Annotated in this window: 15 protein-coding genes; 9 read left to right on the top strand and 6 right to left on the bottom strand. The window is 71.1% G+C overall.

Features of this window, described 5'->3' with window-relative positions; all coding sequences use genetic code 11:
• Nucleotides 1-16: 16 nt before the first annotated feature.
• The gene (locus F9C11_RS02165) at nt 17-718 is read right to left on the bottom strand and encodes an NAD(P)H-dependent oxidoreductase (protein ID WP_409183283.1); all 702 of its coding nucleotides are present in this window, start codon (nt 716-718) and stop codon (nt 17-19) included.
• A gap of 70 nt (nt 719-788) precedes the next feature.
• Here F9C11_RS02165 and F9C11_RS02160 point away from each other — a divergent pair, with 70 nt between their 5' ends.
• Nucleotides 789-1,772, top strand: coding sequence for a GlxA family transcriptional regulator (locus F9C11_RS02160; RefSeq protein WP_409183282.1), 984 nt, complete (start codon nt 789-791; stop codon nt 1,770-1,772).
• A 125-nt stretch (nt 1,773-1,897) separates the two neighbouring features.
• Here the strand turns inward: F9C11_RS02160 and F9C11_RS02155 are convergent, their stop codons facing one another.
• Both F9C11_RS02155 and F9C11_RS02150 read right to left on the bottom strand, forming a co-directional pair.
• Nucleotides 1,898-2,722, bottom strand: a complete 825-nt coding sequence (locus tag F9C11_RS02155) for an NBR1-Ig-like domain-containing protein (protein ID WP_409183281.1) — start codon at nt 2,720-2,722, stop codon at nt 1,898-1,900.
• Nucleotides 2,723-2,968: 246 nt separating this feature from the next.
• Nucleotides 2,969-3,829, bottom strand: a complete 861-nt coding sequence (locus F9C11_RS02150; RefSeq protein WP_409183280.1) for an alpha/beta fold hydrolase — start codon at nt 3,827-3,829, stop codon at nt 2,969-2,971.
• 70 nt (nt 3,830-3,899) lie between these two features.
• Between F9C11_RS02150 and F9C11_RS02145 the strand changes: the two genes are divergently transcribed.
• The gene (locus F9C11_RS02145) at nt 3,900-6,827 is read left to right on the top strand and encodes a BTAD domain-containing putative transcriptional regulator (protein WP_409183279.1); all 2,928 of its coding nucleotides are present in this window, start codon (nt 3,900-3,902) and stop codon (nt 6,825-6,827) included.
• Here the strand turns inward: F9C11_RS02145 and F9C11_RS02140 are convergent.
• Complete coding sequence (locus tag F9C11_RS02140) at nt 6,787-7,314, bottom strand: hypothetical protein (RefSeq protein WP_409183278.1); 528 nt, start codon at nt 7,312-7,314, stop codon at nt 6,787-6,789. The two genes, F9C11_RS02145 and F9C11_RS02140, sit on opposite strands and share 41 nt — an antisense overlap.
• Before the next feature lie 105 nt (nt 7,315-7,419).
• The gene (locus tag F9C11_RS02135; RefSeq protein ID WP_409183277.1) at nt 7,420-8,532 is read right to left on the bottom strand and encodes an NlpC/P60 family protein; all 1,113 of its coding nucleotides are present in this window, start codon (nt 8,530-8,532) and stop codon (nt 7,420-7,422) included.
• A gap of 80 nt (nt 8,533-8,612) precedes the next feature.
• Between F9C11_RS02135 and F9C11_RS02130 the strand changes: the two genes are divergently transcribed.
• The 6 genes from F9C11_RS02130 to F9C11_RS02105 all read left to right on the top strand — a co-directional run bounded on the left by F9C11_RS02130 (nt 8,613) and on the right by F9C11_RS02105 (nt 12,732).
• Nucleotides 8,613-9,422, top strand: a complete 810-nt coding sequence (locus F9C11_RS02130; protein ID WP_409183276.1) for a biotin--[acetyl-CoA-carboxylase] ligase — start codon at nt 8,613-8,615, stop codon at nt 9,420-9,422.
• Between the two features lie 83 nt (nt 9,423-9,505).
• Entirely contained in the window at nt 9,506-10,081 is a 576-nt protein-coding gene (locus F9C11_RS02125; protein ID WP_409183275.1) for a PH domain-containing protein, read from the top strand.
• A 1-nt stretch (nt 10,082) separates the two neighbouring features.
• Nucleotides 10,083-11,021 (top strand): hydroxymethylglutaryl-CoA lyase, encoded by a 939-nt coding sequence (locus F9C11_RS02120; RefSeq protein WP_409183274.1) that lies wholly within the window; start codon nt 10,083-10,085, stop codon nt 11,019-11,021.
• Nucleotides 11,011-11,589 (top strand): GNAT family N-acetyltransferase, encoded by a 579-nt coding sequence (locus tag F9C11_RS02115; protein WP_409183273.1) that lies wholly within the window; start codon nt 11,011-11,013, stop codon nt 11,587-11,589. The genes F9C11_RS02120 and F9C11_RS02115 overlap by 11 nt, the downstream gene beginning before the upstream one ends.
• An 82-nt stretch (nt 11,590-11,671) precedes the next feature.
• Nucleotides 11,672-12,472: a TNT domain-containing protein gene (locus F9C11_RS02110; RefSeq protein WP_409183272.1), complete on the top strand. Its 801-nt coding sequence runs from the start codon at nt 11,672-11,674 to the stop codon at nt 12,470-12,472.
• Nucleotides 12,469-12,732 carry a hypothetical protein gene (locus F9C11_RS02105; RefSeq protein WP_409183271.1) on the top strand — a complete coding sequence of 88 codons (264 nt, stop codon included), beginning with the start codon at nt 12,469-12,471 and terminating at the stop codon, nt 12,730-12,732. Before F9C11_RS02110 ends, F9C11_RS02105 begins: the two co-directional genes overlap by 4 nt.
• Here F9C11_RS02105 and hisN read toward each other — a convergent pair.
• Complete coding sequence (gene hisN, locus F9C11_RS02100) at nt 12,726-13,517, bottom strand: histidinol-phosphatase (RefSeq protein ID WP_409183270.1); 792 nt, start codon at nt 13,515-13,517, stop codon at nt 12,726-12,728. The genes F9C11_RS02105 and hisN overlap by 7 nt on opposite strands.
• 42 nt (nt 13,518-13,559) lie before the next feature.
• Between hisN and F9C11_RS02095 the strand changes: the two genes are divergently transcribed.
• Nucleotides 13,560-14,261 (top strand): response regulator transcription factor, encoded by a 702-nt coding sequence (locus tag F9C11_RS02095; RefSeq protein ID WP_009072764.1) that lies wholly within the window; start codon nt 13,560-13,562, stop codon nt 14,259-14,261.
• Nucleotides 14,262-14,266 lie beyond the last annotated feature (5 nt).

Raw genomic sequence — 14,266 nt, 5'->3', positions numbered from 1 at the left:
CGGAGGTATATACGGGTCAAGCGGTCAGATGCGCCGCATACCCGGTCTGACCTGGGGCGACCTCGGGAAGCAGGACGAGCCGCCGGTCGTAGTCGCCGCCGTCCTGGGTGCGGTACGGCAGCGGGTCGGTCGTTTCCAGGGAGTGCAAACGTTTGCGCAGCCGCTCGACCACGCAGTCGAACTTCTCCGGCGTCATCCGGTTCGTGCCCGTCACCTTGAGCGGCGGCAGGACCGTCATGCCGGTGTAGAAGAGCGTGCCGTGCTGGACGTTGAACAGCAGGTCGTCCAGCGAACCGTGCGCGCCGCGCGGGCCGAGGCTGTCCTCGTGGGCCCCGGCGGTGACGATGACCATCGCGCGTTTCCCGGCCAGCACGCCGTTGCCGTAGCGCAGGGTGTGGCCGGTTTCGTCGCGGTAGTCGTAGCCGTATCCCTGCACGAAGACGCGGTCGAACCAGCCCTTCAGGATAGCTGGGGTGTCCGCCCACCAGAGCGGAAACTGCACGACGACGGTGTCCGCCCAGTCGAGTTTTTCGTGCTCGATCCGGACGTCCTCGGGGACGGTCGCGATCTCGTCGACGATCGGGTTCCACCGCATCGCGTAGAGGTCGGATTCGCGCACGTCGTGGCCGAGATCGCGCAGGGTCGTGACGCCTTCGTCGCGAAGCGCGCCGTTGAGCGAGGCAGGGTCGGGGTGGGCGTAGATCCACAAGACGTTCATGACGCCAGGGTGCAACCGGCGAAACGGCCAAAACAGTGGCCCGATGGCCACCTTGTGCAAGAATCGGGCCATGGCGGTCTTTCGGCATCCGGAGCGGCACAAGGTCGCGGTGCTGGTGCGGCACGGCATGCTGGTGATGGAGCTGGGCATCGTCCACCGGCTCTTCGGCCAGGCTAAATCCGCTGAGGGCGAGCGGTTGTACGAGGTCGTCACCTGCACGCCCGAGCCCGGGGACATCCGCACAGATTCGGACTTCGCCATCCCGGTCGCGCAGGGTCCGGAGGCGGTGGCCGAGGCCGACACGGTGATCGTGCCCGCGTCGTCGCTCGAATACGAGCCCGCCGGACACCAGCTGACCGAGCAGCTCAAGCACGCGATGAACCTGGTGCGCCCGGAAAGCCGGATCGCCTCGATCTGCACCGGCGCGTACGTGCTGGCCGCGATGGGCCTGCTCGACGGCCGCCGCGCGACCACGCACTGGCGGTCGGCCTGCGAGTTCCAGCTGGAGTACCCGCGGGTCCGGCTTGACGCGGACGTGCTCTACACCGAGGACGGCAACGTCCTCACCTCGGCGGGGGTCGCGTCCGGCATCGACCTCTGCCTGCACATGATCCGGCGCGACTTCGGCGCGGCGGTCGCCAACGAGGTCGCGCGCGGCACAGTCGTCTCGCCGCATCGCGAGGGCGGCCAGGCTCAGTTCATCCGCCGTCCGGTGCCGGAGCCGAGGTCGTCGTCCACTTCGGCCGCGCGGGCGTGGGCGCTCGAACATCTCGATCAGCCGATCACGCTGCGTGACCTGGCGATGCGCGAGTCGATGAGTACTCGGACGTTCACCCGGCGGTTCCGGGACGAGGTCGGGATGTCCGCGCTGCAGTGGCTGACCCAGCAGCGAGTGGAGCGCGCGCGGCAGTTGCTGGAGGAAACGGAGCTGCCGGTCGACCGGGTCGCCGCGGCGTGCGGCTTCGGGACGGCGGCGTCGCTGCGCCAGCACCTGCAGGCCGCGCTCGGGGTATCGCCGAGCGCCTACCGGACGACCTTCCGCCGCCCGGCCTGAACGCGGCGGTCCGTGGCAGCGCTGAGCACGACTGCCACGGACCGACCCCCAGCGGCACTCATCCTGGCGAGCGAAGCGGGGTGTTCGGTACCCCGGTGACCAGGTCTTACAGAATCTGACACGCGTCAGGAGACGACCGTCACCAGCACGTACACCGGACGCCGGGTCGAGAAGAACTCCGCGCCGGCCGCGTCGACCATCTTCCAGCCGATCCAGCAGCGCCCCGGCGCGGGCGAAGCGGTCAGCGGGACGCTCACCATCACGTGGTCGCCGGGCGGGGTGTCGCCGATCAGCACCCGGTCCGGGGTGCGGCACGTTCCGGGGCCCGCCGGCAGGTCCATCCGCTGCAGGTACCGCTGATGCCAGGGCACCGAGCCGGTGTTCTGCAGCTCCCACACCTTCTGGACGGTCTCGCCGACGTGCAGCACGGTGCCGTCGGGCACGGTCACGTCGCCGACGAACTTGGAGTTGTCGCCGGGGACCCGCGCGCCGACGTCGACCAGGCCGCCGCTCTTCAGCTTCGGCACCACGATCGCGGCGACGCCGGCGAGAAGGACGACGACGAACACGACCGCGGCCAGCGCGTACTTGCGGCGTCGCCGGGGCTTCTCCGGGACGGCCGGTTCCGACGTGATCAGCACCGGTTCGGTCGACGTGACCTCGGCCGTTGTGCCGATCGCGGCCCCGGCCGGTTCGGGTTCCGGCGGCACGCCCTTCAGCTCTTCCCAGCGGCTGCGCCACTGCTGTTCGTCCGCGTCGCAGGCCCGGACGAACTCGCGCGTGGTGTCCCACGACGGGAACCGGGTGCCGCGGACCGCCTCGTGCAGTGTGGTGTGCGAGATCCGCCCGGAGCGGTCGGCCATCTTGCGGAACGACGGATTCCCGGCCCGCGCGCGCAGCGCGGCCAGTTCCGCGGAGAGCACCTCGGCGGCAGATTGCCCGTCGCCCATTGCTCTCCCTGGTTGTCAGATCCGCTGGTCGGACCCAGTCTGACATTCCAGTTCGGCACAGCTGGGCGCACCCCGGCCGCGGCCCCGGCAAGGCGATGGCGGCCACGATCCGCTTGCGGAACACAGGTCCTCCAAGATCGGCCGGGAAATGCGCTCAGGTGGGAGCGGCATCGAGGAGGCGCCCCGGAGAGCGGCCGGCAGGTGAACAACTGGCGACCACTCATCCGGGGCGTGACCCTGGGCGGGTCAGCGGGCGAGCAGGTCCCGCAGAGATTTCGTAACGCTGGCGGGGGAAGTCTCGGCCATGAAATGCCCACTGTGCACGGTTTCGTGCACCAGATCCGGTGCCCACGCGCGCCAGAGCGCGACCGCGTCGTAGCCCAGTGCGACACCCCAATCCTGCTGCACCACCGTGGTCGGCATCTTCAGCTGATTGCCCGCGGCGCGGTCGGCGCGGTCGTGTTCGACGTCGATGCCCGCGGAGGCGCGGTAGTCGGCGACGATCGACGGGACCGCGTTCCGGCTCGCTTCGAGGTACCGGGCGCGGATGTCGGCCGGGATGGCCTCGGGGTCGGCGCCCCACTGGTCGAGGAAGTAGCTGAAGAACGCGTCCGGGGCGCCGCTGATCAGCTGCTCGGGCAGACCGGGCGGCTGCGCCATCAGGTAGAGGTGGAAGGCGACGGACGCGCTGACGCCGTGCAGCACGTCCCACATGTCCAGTGTCGGCAGCACGTCGAGGATGGCCAGGTGGGACACGTGGTCCGGGTGGTCGAGGCCGGCGCGGATCGCGACGAGCGCGCCGCGGTCGTGCCCGGCGAGCGCGAACTTTTCGTGGCCGAAGGCGCGGGCCAGTGCGACGACGTCGGCGGCCATGGTGCGCTTCGAGTAGGTCTCGCCGTCGTCGGCCGGCTTGTCGCTGTCGCCGTACCCGCGCAGGTCAGGGCACAGGACGGTGTGGTCGGCGGCGAGGTCGGCGGCGACGTGCCGCCACATCAGGTGGGTCTGCGGGAAGCCGTGCAGCAGGACGACGGGCGAGCCGGAGCCCGCGACCGCCACGTTGAGGGACACGCCGTCGGCGACGGGCACTCGCTGGTAGTCGAAGTTCATGCGGCCCAGAGTGCGCCGGGCCGATCAGCAACCGATCAGCAACGAGCGAGCTGATTACAGTACGGAACCGATGACCATCTCGTTCTCGGTGCTGGGCCCCTTGGCGGCCTCCGACGCGCGCGGGCCGGTGGCGTTGCCCGGGCCGCGCCATCGCGCCGTGCTCGCCCGCCTGCTCGTCGCGCGCGGGAAGGTGGTTTCGACGGACGCGCTGGTCGACGCGTTGTGGACCGAGCCGCGGGCCGGCGCGGTCGGTGCGGTGCAGACCTTCGTCGGCGCGTTGCGGCGTTCGCTCGAACCGGACCGTCCGCCGCGGACGCCGGCGAAGCTGCTGGTCACCGCCGGACCGGGGTATGCGCTGCGGGCGGAACCGGAGCAAGTCGACGCGTGGCGCTTCGAGGCGCTGCTGCGGGGCACGCCGTCGGTCGCGCAGCTGGACGAGGCGCTCGGCTGGTGGCGGGGCGAGCCGTACGCGGAGTTCGCCGACGAACCGTGGGCGCGCGCGGAACGGGCTCGGCTCGACGAACTGCGGTTGCTCGCGCTGGAACGGCGGGCGGCCGGGCTGCTGGATCTCGGCCGCGCCGCCGAAGCGGTACCGGACCTGGAGTCCCTTGTGGACGCTCACCCGATGCGCGAGGAAGCGTGGCGGTTGCTGGCGCTCGCGTTGTACCGGGCCGGCCGGCAGGGGGACGCGCTGGCCGCCTTGCGTCGGGCGCGGGCCGGGTTGGCCGCGGAGCTGGGGGTCGACCCCGGCCCGGCGTTGCGGCAGGTGGAGCAGGACATCCTCGCGCAGGCTCCGCAGTTGGCACCGGCCGTTCCGGGCCGGTTGGCCGGGCGGGACCAGGAGTTGGCGCGGCTCACCGAGGTCGCGGCGGAAGTGGCTGAGCGCAAGCGGTTCCGGCTCGTGCTGGTGTCCGGCGAGGCAGGCGCGGGCAAGACAGCGCTGGTCGAGGAATTCGCCGCGCGGTTGGGCTGGACCACGGCGTGGGGCGTGAATCCGGACGGTGCCGGGGTGCCGCCGGCTTGGCCGTGGACGCGGATTCTCGCCGCGCTGGGCGAACCGGTCCCGCCGCGGACGACGGGTGGCGACCCGGCGGTCGCGCGCTTCGAATGGCATCAGGCGATGACCGCGCGGATCGCGGAGGTCGCCCGCCGGGGTCCGCTGCTGGTCGTACTGGACGATTTGCAGTGGGCGGGCGAGGAAACCCTGGCGCTGCTGACGTCGATGACCGCGGCGCCGGTGCTGTTGATCGCGACGTATCGAACGACCGAAGTCTCCGCGGAACTGACCGCGGCGTTGGGCAGGCTCGCGCGCGCCGATCCGGTTCGGCTGTATCTGAGCGGACTTTCGGTGGCGGCAGTGGCCGAGTTGGTCGGTCCCGAGTCCGCTGCGGTGATTCATCGGCGGTCCGGCGGAAACCCGTTCTTTGTCAAGGAACTTGCCCGCGCGATGGATGCCGAAGGCGATCTGCCGGACGGGGTGCGCGACGTAGTCCGGAACCGGATCGCCGCGTTGCCCGACCACGTACGTGCGGTGCTCGGGAAAGCCGCGGTGATCGGCGCGGACGTCGACCTCGGCCTGCTCGGTGACGTCCTCGACGAGCTGGAAACTGCTGTGCAGGCAGGATTTCTGACCGAAAGCGGCCCCCGAGCGTTCCGGTTCGCGCACGCACTCGTCCGTGACGCCGTGTACGACGACCTTTCACTGGCTCGGCGCGCGCAGCTGCACCGTGAAGTCGGCGAGGCTTTGGCGAGCCGTCGACCGTCCGAGATTTCCTTGCTGGCCCACCACTTCCTGCTCGCCGGAGACGACCGCGGCACCGCCTACGCGCAAGCAGCCGCAGAACGCGCCGAGCGAGATTTCGCGCCCCACGAAGCACTTCGGCTCTGGAAAGCTGCTTTGGCGCAAGGCCCGCGTACGGTGGAATTGCTGATGGGATTAGCCCGGACGTCTGCGGTCACCGGCTCCTTGGCCGCCGCCCGCCGCTACCGCGCCGAGGCATTGGACCTCGCTGGCGACGATTCCGCTTTGACCATCAGGGTATTGACCGCGTACGACGTGCCGGGAATCTGGACTGAGAACGACGACCCGGTGCTGGCCCGCCGCATCGCCGACGCGGCCGAACGCGTCCACACCAACGATCCGCTCGTCCGCGCCAGCTTGCTGGCGACCATCGCGTTGGAACTGCGCAACGAAGGCGGTCAACGCGCGTACGACGCGGCTGTCGAAGCAGAAAAACTGGCGCGCGCCGCCGAAGATCCAGCGCTGCTGGCGTTGGCGCTGAACGCCCGCTGGACGCAGACTTTCACCCGCGCCGGCCTGGCACCGGAACGCGCCCGGATCGGGGAAGAACTGGTCGAATTGGCTGCCCGGCACCGGTTGGTGACCTTCGAGGTGCTCGGGCACCTGGTGCTGATGCAGGCCCAGTCAGCGCTCGCCGACTTCGCCGCCGCCGACACTCACGCCGCTGCCGCGGACCGGCTGGGGGAGCAGTACGACCTGCCGCTCGTCAGCGTGTTCACCGACTGGTTCCGCGCGCTCCGCTTGGCCGTCACCGGTCCGGTCGCCGCCGCGGAAGCCGCCTACCGCGGTGCCGCGGCCCGGTTGCCCGGCAGCGGAATGTCCGGAGTGGACCGCGGCCTGCTGCCGCTCGCCCGGCATTGCCTCTACGTCCAGCACGGCCTGGAGTCCACAGTGGACTTCACGCTCCCGCCGGATCGGCCGGACCTGTTCCTGGAACTGCGCGCGTGCCTCACCGCCGCGACCGGAGACGCACGCGAGCTGTACGCGCGACTGGCCCCCGCGGAGAACGAACTGGCCGGAGCCGGTTCCGGCATGGTGACGCTCGGCCCGGTCGCCTATTACCTGGGGGAACTGGCCGAACGCCTGGGATTGCCGCCCGGCGAGCACTACCGCAAGGCCGCCGAAGTGGCCCGCCGCGCGGGTGCCGCGCACTGGGTCAGTCGACTACGTACCATTTGCCGCCGCGATTCTCCATGACCGCGTCGCCGAGGTCGCTGTCGGTGAACTTGACGGAGGCTTTCACCGCGCGCGCCGGGATTTCGACCCGCTTGGCCCCTTCCTTGATCTTGGACCGGTCGACCGTGGCGCTCTGCAGGGCCTTCTTCTGCGTCGGGGAGATCAGCTGGAACGCCATCGGCATCGTCTTCTCGCACGGCCCCATGCCCTGGTCCTCCGCCTGCTTGGCGGCCGGGCCGGCGATCTCGCAGACGGTCGCGAGGTCCTCCCGGCCCGCGGCGTGCATGAAGGCCTCGTACCGCTCGACCGCGTCACCCCCGGTCCCCGCTGCGGCGGCTGACGACGACGGCGCCGCCGAGGTGGACGGCGACGGCTTTGCGCTCGAGGACGACGCGGGCGCGGCCGAGGAAGTGGGAGCCGGGGCAGCGGTGCTGCCGCTTTCGCCGGAGCAGCTGGCGATCAGGAGCGCGGCGCCCACGGCGAAAACGGGCAGGATGCGAGCGGACATGGCGTGCCTTTCCCGTCAGGAAGAATGCTCCGGAGCATAAGCGACAGACGGGCGCTGCGTGCGGAAACGGGAATCTTGGCCGCGGCTCTTCACCGAATCCGGCGGTCAGTTCGCCGGATGCCCCGCCCCGGCGTAGTCGTCCCCGGGCCGGTGGAACGTGTGGATCTGGATCGCCTGCCCCTCAGTCGGCGCGTTGATCATCAGCCCGTTGCCGAGATACAGCCCCACGTGGTGAATGCGCGTCGCCGGGCTGCCGTAGAAGACGAGGTCGCCCAGCTGCGGTTCCTGCCCGCCCGGAACCGGCGGCACCGAACGGAACTGGCTGTCCGCAGTACGCGGCAGGGAAACCCCGGCGCTGTCGTAAGACGCCTTGGTGAGACCCGAGCAGTCGAACCCGGCCGCGCCCGCGTCGGGGCCGTTGCCGCCCCACACGTACGGCAGGCCAAGCTGACCCAGCGCGAATCGCGTGGCGTGCACCGACGGCGCGTTCGCCTTCGCCGGGTCCAGGGAGAGCGTCGCGTACAGCTGGGCGTAGCCGAGCACTCGCTGCCGGAACAGCTCCATGCCGCTGCCGTTCTGGTATCCGGCCACGGCCTTCCACCAGCCATTGCCCGCCGACAAATCGACACCGCTCGCGCACAGCGCGCGACCGGCGGCGACGGACGCGGCCGACGGGTCGGACAGCGCGGGGTGCGCGATGCCCGCGATCTGCGCGCCGTACTTCTTCCATTGCTGCGCCGAAAGCCCCATCGGCTCGCCGGGGCTGCGGCCGTGGTTGTTGCCCGCGACGCCGAGGCCCGCCAGCGTGACCCACGACAGGTGGCAGTCTGGGCGTTCCTTGCGCATCGTCAGCTCGCCGTTGGCGTACCCGAGCAGCGCGGGGGCCGGGATGTCCAGCGGCCCGGCGAGCGAATCCGCCCACTTCTGCAGCGGGGCCGGACCGCCGCCTCCGCCGGCCGCGCCCTGCGCCGGTTCCTGCGCTTGCACCGGAGCGCTCGCCTGCAGCACGGACGGACCGCTGACCGGAGTCTGCGTGGGCGCCGGCGCGGTCAGCGCGGCCTGCGTCGGAACGGGAGCGGGCTGCTCGCGTCCGGCGACCAGCCAGCCCGCGGTGGCGAGCCCGGCGACCAGCGGCAACGCCACGAGCCCGCGATACAGCGCGCCGCGAGCCCAGGCGGGCTTCGGCGGCGCGTCGGCGGTGGGGGTTTCCGGCGGCACGGCGTCCAATCTAGAAGAGCGCACCTCTGGCTAACGAGCGAACGGCTTGCACGTTAGGGGGACTCTCATATTGTGGGCACATGGCTGAACTCGACGCGGCGCGGCTGCGGGACGGACTCGGCGGCCGCTACGACCGCCTCGACGTCGTGGAGACCACCGGTTCCACCAACGCTGACCTGCGGGAAGCCCTCGCCGCGGGAGCGGAGGACCGGACCGTTCTGCTGGCCGAACACCAGACCGCGGGAGTGGGTCGGCGGGCTCGTTCGTGGAGTTCGCCGAAGGGTGCCGGGCTGTACCTGAGCATCGCGCTGCGGCCCGCGGGCGTGCCGTTCTCCGCGCTCGGCTCGCTGTCCGTGGTCGCGGGGCTCGCGGTGCACGCGCTCGCCACCGATTTGGGGGTCGACGTCGCCCTCAAATGGCCTAACGACGTGCTCGCCGGACCCGAGCGGGCCAAGTGCGCGGGCATCCTCGCCGAGGCCGTCGGCACCGGCGACCCGGCCGTGGTGCTGGGCATCGGCCTCAACGTCCTGCCGCTCGGCGACGACGTCCCGGCCGGTCCGGGCGGGCTGCCCGCGACCTCGCTCGCCGAGCAGGGCGCGACCAATACCGACCGCACCGAGGTCGCGCTCGGCCTGCTGACCAGGTTCGACGACCTCGAACGCCGCTGGCGGACGGCGGGCGGGGACCTCACCGAGGCCGGGCTGCTTGGCGACTACCGGGCCCGCTGCGCGACGCTCGGCCAGGACGTCCGGGTGCAGCTGCCGGACGGGTCGACGCTCACCGGCCGCGCCGCGGACCTGGACGCGTCGGGCCAGTTGCAGGTCGACGTCCCCGACGGGCGGCGGCTGACCGTTTTCGCCGGTGATGTGGTGCACGTTCGCCCTGCTTGACCGGAACGGGCGCGCCCGCGCGAGGTCCGCGCCGGTACGGTGGATCCACCACATCGGCACACATTCGCAGGGGAGCGCCCGCCGTGGCCTATCCGGACGATTTGCTCAGCCAGAACGAACGCGTGGTGGTGCACAGCCACCCGCACTTCAAGATGCTGATCTTCCCGTTCCTGGCGTTCGTGCTCACCGTCGGAGCGGCGGTGTGGCTGCTCGTCATCGCCAAGGACTTCGCCGGGCCGTGGAACAACATCACGATGATCGCGGTCGCCGCGATCGCGCTGATCTTCGTGGTGTGGCTGTTCCTCGCGCCGCTGGTCCGCTGGCGCACGACGCATTTCATCGTGACCACCGACCGGCTGATCGCGCGCGAGGGCGTGCTCAAGCGCACCGGCATCGACATCCCGCTGTCGCGGATCAACAGCGTCCAGTTCGAGCACGGCCTGCTCGACCGGATCTTCGGCTGCGGCACGCTGATCATCGAGTCGGCCTCGGACGAACCGCTGCGCTTCGATGACATTCCCCACGTCGAGCACGTGCATACGGTCATTTACCGCGAAGTCAACGACAATCCCTACGACGACTACCACGGCGCGCCCGGCCCGCAGGACACCGAACCTCTGCCCCCGCGCGGCCGGGAACCGCGCGGAAGGAGACGCTGACGTGGGTGCTCGAGAGGTCGGCCTGCCGGAACGGGTCCCCGCGAGCGGGTTGCCGCCGCGGGTCGAGATCTGGGAGGTCGGGGCGCGCGACGGGCTGCAGAACGAGAGCTCGGTCGTGCCGGTCGAGGTCAAGCTCGAATTCCTGGACCGGCTCGCCGGCGCCGGGCTGAGGACCCTCGAGGCGACCAGCTTCGTGCACCCGAAGTGGGTGCCGCAGCTCGCCGACGCCGAACAGCTGCTCGCCGGGCTCGACCGCCGCGACGGCGTCCGCTACCCGGTGCTGGTGCCGAACGACCGCGGCCTCAACCGCGCGCTCGACGCCGGTGTCGACCACATCGCGATCTTCGCCAGCGCCACCGAGACCTTCGCCCAGCGCAACCTGAACTCGACCTTCGACGACCAGTTCGGCATGTTCGAACCGGTGGTCACCCGGGCCCGCAAGGAGGGCCTCGAGGTCCGCGGCTACCTGTCGATGTGCTTCGGCGACCCGTGGGAGGGCGTGGTCGACGTGCAGCAGGTCGTGCGGGCGGGCAAGCGGCTGCTCGACTTCGGCTGCTCGCAGCTCTCGCTCGGCGACACCATCGGCGTGGCCACCACGAACCAGGTCACCCGGCTGATCGAGGCGTTCGGGGACACCGCCGACGTCTCCAAGCTCGCCGTGCACTTCCACGACACCTACGGCCAGGCGCTGGCCAACACCGAGGCCGCGCTCCGCGCCGGGGTGTCCACTGTGGACTCATCGGCCGGCGGGCTCGGCGGCTGCCCGTACGCCGAGTCGGCGACCGGCAACCTGGCGACCGAGGACCTGGTCTGGCTGCTGGAAGGGCTTGGCGTGGAGCACGGCGTCGATCTCGGCAAGCTCGTGGAGACCAGCTCGTGGATGGCCGGGCAGCTGGGCCGTCCGTCGCCGTCGCGGGTCGTGAACGCGCTTGCCGGATAGCACTCCCGAGTTCGTCCCGCTCAGCGCGGAGACGTGGCCGTTGTTCGAGCAGCTCTTCGGTCCCGGCGGGGTGCAGGGCGGCTGCTGGTGCACGTTCTTCCGGCTCGCCAACCAGGACTACCGGGCCGCCGGTCGAGAGGGCCGCAAGGAGCACCTCCGCGCTGAGGCGCGGGACGGGAAACCGTTGGGGCTCTTGGGCATTGTCGACGGCGAACCGCTGGGCTGGGTGGCCGTGTCGCCGCGGAAGGACAATCCGCGGCTGGCCTCTTCGCGGGTGATGGCGTCGGACGAGCCGGGCGCGGTCTGGTCGGTGACGTGCTTCTACCTCCACCGCCGCGGCCGTCGGCGCGGGCTGGCGACGGCGTTGCTGCGGGCCGCCGTGGACTACGCGGTGGAACAGGGCGCGGAAACCGTCGAGGGGTATCCGGTGGAACCCGGGCCGCGGTCGACCTCCTCGGACCTCTACCACGGCACCACCGGCATGTTCGCCGACGCCGGGTTCGAGGTGGTCGAGAAGCGCGGCGCGGCCCGCGCGTTGGTGCGGCGGCGCAGCACCGTCGCCCGATAAGGTGGGTTTCCCGCCCGCCCGGAACCTTCCGCGGCGGGCGAGCGTCCGACCCGGTGCCGGCACGACCGAGAAGAGGGTGCCAGTGTCCGACCAGCCCGAACCGGCAGACACCGACGTCGCCACCGGCCCGGTGCGCGTGCCCGCCCAGTACGGCGGGCTGCTCGAACGCGGCTTCGACGAGGTGCCCACCCCGCCGGCGGGCACCGGCGTGCTGCCCGCGCAAAGCCGTCCGCCGGTCGGTTCTCCGCGCACCGACCGGGAAAGCGTGCTGGCGTTGTTCGCCGTGCACATGTTCCCGCTCGGGCATTTGCCGGTGGCCGCGGACCGTCCGGACCGGCAGTTGCCGCTGCCCTCGGACGGGGTGGCCCGGCGGCCGTTGTTCGACCATCCGGAATCGGCGTTGCTTGACGACACCGCGGTGCTCGGATACGTCAAGCAGGGCTTCCGCCGTTCGCCCGCGCCGCCGGTGGATCCGGAGCCGCCCGAGGCCGTCGTCAACGGCTACGTGCCGCCGGAGGGTCCCGAATGGGAGCGCCGGTTCGTGGTCGGCGCCGAGTACGTGTGGCCGCCCGCGGAGGGCTGCGTCGAAGAGCCGAATCCGGTGGTACTGCCGGAAAACACGTTGCTGGACCGCTTCGGCAGCGATCACGGCCGCGTGTTCGCGCCGGACGGCACGCCGTTCGCCCAGCGCGCGTTGCCGCCCGCCGCGCTGCGTTCTGGCTACCGCCGTTACCGAGTGCTGAAGCCAATGCCGGTGTGGCAGGCCACATCGGCGGAGTGGTTCGACGGACCGGGCGGCGGAATCCGCTACCGTGCGGTGCTCTCCGCGGACGAACTGGTCACGCTGGGATTCCTGGTCGACGTCACGCGGGAGGCACGATGAACACCCAGTCGATCCGGAAGTGGCTGGACGTCATCGGGGTGCCCGGGGAAGTCGTGTCGATCGGCCGGGAAGCGGACAACACGTGGTGCCTGCTGCCGATCTCCGACGGCGGCTGGGAAGTGTTCTGGCGCGAGCAGGGCAACCGCTACGACTGGGCCGCGTTCACCTCCGAACAGGTCGCCTGCCACTACCTCTTCGGCAGGCTGACCTGGTCGCAGGTGGCGCGCGGCGCGGTCGGCGTGCTGCCCGGGGCTCACTGACGGCGCAGCACGGCCAGCGCTTCGTCGTGCAGGAGGCCGTTGGTGGACAGCGCTGAACCGCCCTCGTAGGTCTCCGCGCCGGAAAGATCGGTGAACCGGCCGCCCGCCTCGGTGACGATCACCTGCGCGGCGGCGACGTCCCACGGATTCACGATGCACTCGGCCGCGACGTCCATCGCGCCCTCGGCGACGAGGCAGTGGCTCCAGAAATCCCCGAAGGCGCGGGATTCCCAGCACGCCTCGGTGAGCGCGAGGTACTTCTCGCGGGAGTGGTACTCGGTCCAGCTGTTCAAGTCCGTCGTGGACAGATAGGCGTCGCCGAGCGTCGCCACCTTCGACACCGAAATGCGGCGTTCGCCCGCCGCGTCGCGCAGGTGGGCGCCCTCGCCGAGAGCCGCCCACCAACGCCGGCCCAGCAGCGGCGCGCTGATCATGCCGACCACCGGCGTGCCGTCCTCGACCAGCGCGATCAGCGTCGCCCACACCGGGACGCCGCGCAGGAAGTTCTTGGTCCCGTCGATCGGGTCGATCACCCAGGCCCGGCCCTCGCTGCCCGCGGAGCCGCCGCGTTCCTCGCCCGCGACCGTGTCGCCGGGCCGTTCCGTGGCGAGGATTTCGCGGATCGCGTCCTCGACGGCGGTGTCGGCGTCGGTCACCGGCGTGCGGTCCGGTTTCGCGGACACCGCGAGGTCGAGCGCACGGAAACGGGCCGTGGTCAGCGCGTCGGCGGCGTCCGCCAGCCGGGTGGCGAGAGCGAGGTCATCCGAGTAGGCAGGCACGGTCACGATGGTTTCACGCCCGTTCGCCGTAAGGTTGGCCAGGTGAGCATGGTCCTACTTGCCGAAGACGATCCGGCCATCGCCGAGCCGCTGTCGCGCGCGCTGCACCGGGAGGGGTACGAGATCGAGGTCGTCACCGACGGCCCGGCGGTGCTCGCCGCGACCGCCGCGCACCGGGTCGACCTGCTCGTGCTCGACCTCGGGCTGCCCGGGATGGACGGGCTGGAGGTGTGCCGCAGACTGCGCGCGAGCGGCACCGAACTGCCGGTGCTGATGCTCACCGCGCGCACCGACGAGGTCGATTTCGTCGTCGGCCTCGACGCGGGCGCGGACGATTACGTGGCCAAGCCGTTCCGGCTCGCCGAACTGCTGGCGCGGATCCGCGCGCTGCTGCGCCGCCGGGTCCCGGAAGTGCTGGAGGCCGGCGGCGTCCGGATGGATCTCGGCGCGCGACTGGTCACTGTGGACTCGCACGAGGTGCAGCTGGCGAACAAGGAGTTCGAGCTGCTGCGCGTGCTGATGAGCCGGGCCGGGCAGGTCGTCAGCCGCGACGAGATCCTCGCCGAGGTGTGGAACGACCTCGAGTCCAAGACGTCGAAAACGCTCGACATGCACATGTCCTGGCTGCGCCGCAAACTCGCGGTCGCCGCCGACGAGGCGGCGGGCAGGCAGGCGAAACCGGCGCACTCCGACGCCGAACGGCGCATCGCGACCGTGCGCGGCGTCGGGTTCCGGTTCAATGTCGAGTAGCCGCC

The sequence above is a fragment of the Amycolatopsis sp. VS8301801F10 genome (genome assembly GCF_046195355.1).
Lineage (GTDB): Bacteria > Actinomycetota > Actinomycetes > Mycobacteriales > Pseudonocardiaceae > Amycolatopsis.
Note: the sequence above shows the minus strand (reverse complement) of the source record. Positions and strands in the feature narration are given on the sequence as shown.